Raw genomic sequence first — 6,061 nt, forward strand, 5'->3', positions numbered from 1 at the left:
CTCCCGCTGTAAGTGACTCGTAATCTTCCACGCCGGAGTCAATGAAGACTAAGGAGCGCAGTGGCCGTTTTTCAAAATAAGATTGCGAGTTAACTTGAGTGAATGTAGAACTCATTTTGGAGACTCCATTAAGGGCATTATTAGTAGATACACCCCGGAGTTATCTTATCAGGCTTGTTTGATTATATATTAACACCAAATTGAAAGATTGTGTACTTTTTAAAATATTTTGATTAATTTATTTGCCTCTGCATTTGCCTGTTACCTCTTGACCAAAAGGGGAATTGGAGCCTCTACCTATGGGAGTAGATCGCCGCAATATTAATCGGGAACATTGAAATAAATCTAGGTTCTATTATCCATTTTTTTTTGACCTTATTTTGCTAAGAGTAGCCTGAGTTGAGGAATGCGGAAATAGTGGAGGTAATTCACCGTCGAATACCTCTTCTTATATTTAGTAGTTTTTATTTGAGTGTGAGTTTTTATGTATAGGCACAATCCACTAAAGTTTCCCTAGCTGTATTTCATCCAAGGGAAAACTGAGTTATGTAGATTTTGAAGAATTCTATATGGCTTGAAGCTGCTAGGTTTGGGATACACCCAACTACTAATTCCCAAGAATTTTGGTCGTATTTACTAACAGTCAAAACTGTCTGATATTAAGTGGGAACCAATGGCTGGGAATGAATTGACTTATCGGCTAGTACGGACACTGTGAGGACTGCCCACCTCACTACAAACGTGATTCAAATTATTCAGCGAATTGATATGATTGGAGATTGAGTCAGATCTAATCGTTGATTTCGATCGCGCCTGCGTCACTAATTACAATTGCATTTGGCCCAGTCGCCCTCGGTACGTTCCATACCCTCCATGAAATCACTCTCCTTAATTAGCAAACCGTCGATCGCGCCCAGCGCCGTTGTTGAGTGTATCACAATGTCGATCGGCATAACACGAACCAAGTCGGCTGTTTTGAGTCAGAGAACTATGCGATTTTGGCAATTGACTTTTGTATGGTTCCAGATAATCTGAAGTGAGGATAACAAAGCCTAATTGCAGTTGGTCGGCGCTGCAATCATAAGTTGTGGGAACTTTGTCAATCTCTCTAAGGATAGAGGCCGATTTTTGAAGTGCCGAGGTAAATTTCTCAATGCAGTCAGATTCCCCAGCCAAATTTCTGGAAACAAAATATCCACCTTCATTGATGCTGGAGTCCTTGAATACAAAGCTTTTGGATGGGGGGTTTGCGTATTCCAAGGCGGGAGTCGTTTCCCTTAAAGAAGTCAACATATTCCGTCCTCCAAAAGTTTGTTTAGCGGTAGATACAGCCTTGGAGTCAGAGCTTCTGAAACTGCCAGCGACCTTGTTTATTTCGCCCATTCTTATTTAACCTATCTATTAGTTTCCCCTATTTGTGCAGCACTGCCATCCGCGATCGCACGGAATTTATATTCTGCGTGTTTTCCCTTAGTTCCGGCAAACACGCAATTACCTATCGATCCGATATCCTATCGGTGATACCACTTTCAAAAAGAATCCAACTGTCAGCCCACGCTTCAAACCTCAATAGTCATCAGTCATTCCTCCATCTAAAATCTAAAATCTAAAAGGGTATGACAGTTAGTTAACTGGCCTCGCAACTGCACCGCTCAAGATTCAGTGGAAGATGGCGGTTTTTTCCCTGCATTGCGAATATTAATAATCTTGTTGAGCGCCTCAAACCAAAAAGCAGCCCCCATAGAAATAGCTATACCGCTTAATATCCAACCAAACAATTTTGCAATCAACGCCGGCCACAATAAATTCCCCTGCTTATCTCGTTCTAAGCTATTCTGTTCGCTCCATCCAAAAGGCAGAGCTACCTGCTCCAAAGCTCGATCGACATCCTGTTGAACTTTTGTCAGACTGGTTAAATTATTTGATTTAGTCTTAGCATTGTTTGCCACCAACTGCTCAGCGTAGAAATTAACAGTCGAGCGCAACATCGAATCCTTCGACAACCGATTAATAATATGAATGCTATCAGCATTAGCAGCGACAGCGATCGCAGTTCCGAGCAAAATCGCCACCCCTCTAGCATTCCGCTTGTAAACACCCGAAGCACGCTCCATCGATTGGTCAAACCACATTTCAATTTCTTTCTGAAACCGCTGCAACTGCTCTTGAGTATCTCCGCCGCTTTTTTCAGCGCGCTGCGCTAAAATATAAAGGCTGCGTTTCAAAGATTCTGGCATACTGTCCAAGGTTTCTTGAATTTGTTGATAAATCGGACTCTCCTCTTGGATATCCATAATTTCTGCTACCGTATCTTGACTTTTTTTAACAGTATTTAACAGATTGCTGAAACTCGGTTGCAGTTGTCCCAGCAGCGCCACCCGCTCAATTTTGCTGTCAAAACGAGCCTTGACAAATGCCATCTGCCTCTGAAATTCTCTCCCTGCCAGCTCGGTTTCTGGTAGATAAACCTGAGAATCCTTAATATAAAATCCTAGCTTTTCCGACATCCGATCTAAGCTGTTGTTCAAATTTGCTAAATTGTTTTGATAATCTTCAACAACTCGATTGAACTCCGCAGTCAGCCACCTAAATTCTTGCTCAATAATCGGTTTAGTAGCATCCGGCAAACTCAGATTTTCTCCAATCTGTTGAATTTGTGCTAATTGTAAATTTTTAAATCTTTCCAATCGGGTTTTAGAAATAGAGCTGAGCAAACTAGAAACCTTTAAAGTCTCCAAAAGGCTAGCCGAAAAACACTCTGCTGGAATATAAGAAGGTCCACTGGATTTATTGCCGAAAACATTTTTAGTACCCGTAACTCCGTGGTACAAATCCCCCATGCGGTGCGTAACAGAGCGGAATCCCTCTGATAAAACCCCTTTCGCTCCCTGATTCAAATCCTTGATAATCGGATTGGCGTAAATCGCATGAGCTAACTGTCCAACTCTCTTAAGTTGCAGGGGATCTTTCGCGCCTTCGCTGCCTCCAGAAATTAGCACTTCGATCGACTTCTTTAAATGTTCCGCCCGCCACTGCCAAACAGTAGCAATCAGTTCCTGAATTTCCGAAGCTAGCAAGCTTAAAGTCAGGTAGATAAAGACTAAGCCAATGATAATATCTATAATTACAGGCAAGTTCATGGTATTTTCCTAGTCGCAAATAACTGCTGTCTAAGTTTACCTGCAGTTTGGGACGCTCAAAACTCTCTTAACTTATGTCAGAAATCTTTCCATTCTTGAACCGCAAACCGAAAAATCGCTGGAATGACAGCTTTACAGACAAACTGTGGATGCTGGCTTTTCTGTTGGCTGCAGTGCTGATTTTCGGGCTGAATCTGGGCGGCGTGGCGTTGCGGGATTGGGATGAAGGCATTGCGGCGCAGGTAAGTCGCGAAATTTGGCGCGGCAACTTAAATTGGCTGTATCCGACGATCGACTCTATGCCTTATTTCAACAAACCGCCGCTGGTACACTGGCTAATCGGGCTGTGTTTTGCAGCAGGCGGTGTCAGCGAATTGACGGCGAGGTTGGTACCGGCGATGCTGACAGCGACTTCAGTGCCCTTGCTTTACGCCATTGGCAGGGAGTTGTTTCCTCCGCGTGCGATCGCCATTTTTTCTGCCCTCGTTTATCTGACGCTGTTACCGGTGGTGCGGCACGGACGTTTGGCGATGTTGGATGGGGCGGTTTTGTGTTTTTTGCTGGGGGCGATGTGGTGTTTGCTGCGATCGCGCCGGGATTTGCGCTACGCTTTGGGCGCGGGGATTGGGTTCGGACTCATTTGCCTCACTAAGGGCGTGATGTTGGGGCTGCTGCTGGCTGCTGTTGGCTGTATTTTTTTGGTTTGGGATACCCCGCGACTCCTCACTTCTGGGTATCTTTGGGGTGGATTCGCGATCGGAACATTGCCAGTAGCTGCTTGGTATTTTGCCCAATGGCTGCACTACGGCCAATATTTCATCCACGCTAATTTAGTAAACGAATCTTTCCGGCGCATTTCGGAACCTGTGAGCAGTCACAGAGGCCCGCCCTGGTATTATCTTTTAGAAATTTTAAAATTAGCTTCGCCGTGGCAGTTATTTTGGCTGCAAGGGCTGCGTTTGAGTTGGGAAAATCGCAATTTTCCAGGGCCAAAATTAGTATTGGTTTGGACTGGAGTATATCTGCTGGCTATTTCTGTGATGACTACTAAATTGCCGTGGTATGTTTTGCCAATTTATCCAGCTTTTGCTCTTGCCGTTGGCAGTTATCTCGCTGAAGTTTGGGAGCAACTGTGGCTGCCGCCAGAGCCTGTCAAAGAGGAAGCAGAAGAACGTTTTGATGCTATTTCTTTGTTGCCTCATCCCGGGATTTTGGCAGTGCTGGGTGTAGTTGCTGTCGTCGGTTGCGTTTACTTAAGTGGCTGGGTACGGATCGGGGTACAAATTGCGCCTCCAGAGCGAGATTTGCAGTTAATGCTGATGTTTGTAGCTTTGACAATGACAATGGCGGCCGTGTTGCTGCACCGCAAAGACCGACAGTTTATATTAGTTTTAATTTGGGGAACTTACCTGACGCTGTTGGTATTGGTGGCTTCAGATAACTGGGTTTGGGAACTGGCGGAGGATTATCCGGTTAAGCCGATCGCCGAAATTGTCCGCACAGGAACTCCGGCCGGTCAACAGGTGTTTACTTCTCACCGCTTGGGCCGTCCATCGCTTAATTTTTATAGTCAACGCCAAGTTATTGTCGCCGACGCGCCGACGCTCAAACAGAAATGGCAATCTCATCCTCCACCTTATTTTCTGTTAGAAAAACCAGTTTTAAAACATTTAGGTTTGCAGAATGCTGAGGTTGTGAAAACAGCGGACGATTGGGTTTTGGTAACTCGAAAATAAGCGTGTTTCCCCAAATTACCGTAGGGGCGGGTTCACCAACCATAATCGGCTCAGACCAAAAATCTCGAAAACCCGCCCCCACCCAACGACCAATCCGAATCTACATTTTTGGGATGCAATCGGATATCAGATAAATCTAGGCGATCGGCTGGGTGCGGATGAGTTTAACAACAATTTATACGAGAAACCAACAATCTCAAAAACTCCCTACACAAACTCAACCTTAAAAAGCTTACCCACAAATGTTACACTAAACAAAAGCCTCAGTTAAATGCTCTCTAATAGAACTATGCAACTTACTGAACAACGATACTACTCGATCGAGGAATATCTAGCACTAGAAGAAGCTGCTGACTACAAAAGCGAATACATTGATGGTGAAATATTTCCTATGGCCGGTGGCTCTACCAATCACAATCAAATAGCTGGCAATTTCTATGCCGAACTAAATTTTGCGTTCAAAAAACAAGACTATCGAGTTTTCATGAGCGATGTCCGCTTGTGGATACCCAAAAAGCGCATCTATACTTATCCCGATGTGATGGTAGTATGTGGGGAGCCGGAGTATTATAATAACCGCACCGATACGATTACCAATTCCAGGGTAATTATTGAGGTTTTGTCAGCTTCAACTAAAGGATACGATCGCAGCAAAAAGTTTGAGGGATACCGCACGATTCCCACTCTTGAAGAATACTTATTGCTCGACCAAAATCGGAGATATATCGAACATTTTTCTAAGACGGATGATAAGCGATGGTCGTTTGCTGAGTACAATGAATCGGATGAGACGATCGCGCTTGCTTCAGTATCCTTTGAAATTGCTGTGGCAGATATATATAATAAAGTGAATTTTGAACAAGTAGATCGAGAAATTGCACCTGAAAAATGATTGTAGGGGCGGGTTTCACCAACCATCTGTGCCACTAATTAAGAAAATAAATAAACCCGCCCTGCCCGACAAAAAATCTCGATCGCCCGCAATTATTGTAGGGGCGGGTTCGCCAACCATTTTTGCCACTAATTGAGAAAATAAATAAACCCGCCCTGCCCAACGACAAATCCGAATCAATATTCTTTGCATTCGATCGCACATCAGGTTAATCTGGGTTATTGGTTGGGTGGGGGCGGGTTTATCTAGATTGTCTGCTGGTATTAAATATTATTCGTAAAACCCGCCCCTAC

5 protein-coding genes are annotated in these 6,061 nt (G+C 44.2%); 2 read left to right on the forward strand and 3 right to left on the reverse strand.

The genetic code is table 11. The features are described 5' to 3' along the window. Nucleotides 1-888 precede the first annotated feature (888 nt). Together QUA53_RS24855 and QUA53_RS24860 are read right to left on the reverse strand one after the other, a co-directional pair. A complete protein-coding gene (locus QUA53_RS24855; protein WP_333100335.1) occupies nt 889-1,293 on the reverse strand; it encodes a hypothetical protein in 405 nt (134 codons plus the stop codon). Nucleotides 1,294-1,652: 359 nt separating this feature from the next. Continuing rightward, complete coding sequence (locus QUA53_RS24860) at nt 1,653-3,140, reverse strand: hypothetical protein (RefSeq protein ID WP_333100336.1); 1,488 nt, start codon at nt 3,138-3,140, stop codon at nt 1,653-1,655. 74 nt (nt 3,141-3,214) lie between these two features. On the opposite strand from QUA53_RS24860, the gene QUA53_RS24865 reads away from it, so the two are divergent. Both QUA53_RS24865 and QUA53_RS24870 read left to right on the forward strand, forming a co-directional pair. Continuing rightward, nucleotides 3,215-4,876 (forward strand): glycosyltransferase family 39 protein, encoded by a 1,662-nt coding sequence (locus QUA53_RS24865; RefSeq protein WP_333100337.1) that lies wholly within the window; start codon nt 3,215-3,217, stop codon nt 4,874-4,876. Nucleotides 4,877-5,165: 289 nt separating this feature from the next. After that, the gene (locus QUA53_RS24870; RefSeq protein ID WP_333100338.1) at nt 5,166-5,768 is read left to right on the forward strand and encodes a Uma2 family endonuclease; all 603 of its coding nucleotides are present in this window, start codon (nt 5,166-5,168) and stop codon (nt 5,766-5,768) included. 15 nt (nt 5,769-5,783) lie between these two features. On the opposite strand, the gene QUA53_RS24875 is transcribed toward QUA53_RS24870, so the two are convergent. Continuing rightward, nucleotides 5,784-5,960: a hypothetical protein gene (locus tag QUA53_RS24875; RefSeq protein WP_190658565.1), complete on the reverse strand. Its 177-nt coding sequence runs from the start codon at nt 5,958-5,960 to the stop codon at nt 5,784-5,786. Nucleotides 5,961-6,061 lie beyond the last annotated feature (101 nt).

This window comes from Microcoleus sp. Pol12B3, assembly GCF_036701355.1.
GTDB lineage: Bacteria > Cyanobacteriota > Cyanobacteriia > Cyanobacteriales > Microcoleaceae > Microcoleus.

What these genes read in the sequence shown, in the direction of transcription:
- QUA53_RS24855 (WP_333100335.1), bottom strand. Translation starts at nt 1,293, where the DNA reads ATGTTGACTTCTTTAAGGGAAACGACTCCCGCCTTGGAATACGCAAAC.
- QUA53_RS24860 (WP_333100336.1), bottom strand. Translation starts at nt 3,140, where the DNA reads ATGAACTTGCCTGTAATTATAGATATTATCATTGGCTTAGTCTTTATC.
- QUA53_RS24865 (WP_333100337.1), top strand. Translation starts at nt 3,215, where the DNA reads ATGTCAGAAATCTTTCCATTCTTGAACCGCAAACCGAAAAATCGCTGG.
- QUA53_RS24870 (WP_333100338.1), top strand. Translation starts at nt 5,166, where the DNA reads ATGCAACTTACTGAACAACGATACTACTCGATCGAGGAATATCTAGCA.
- QUA53_RS24875 (WP_190658565.1), bottom strand. Translation starts at nt 5,960, where the DNA reads ATGCAAAGAATATTGATTCGGATTTGTCGTTGGGCAGGGCGGGTTTAT.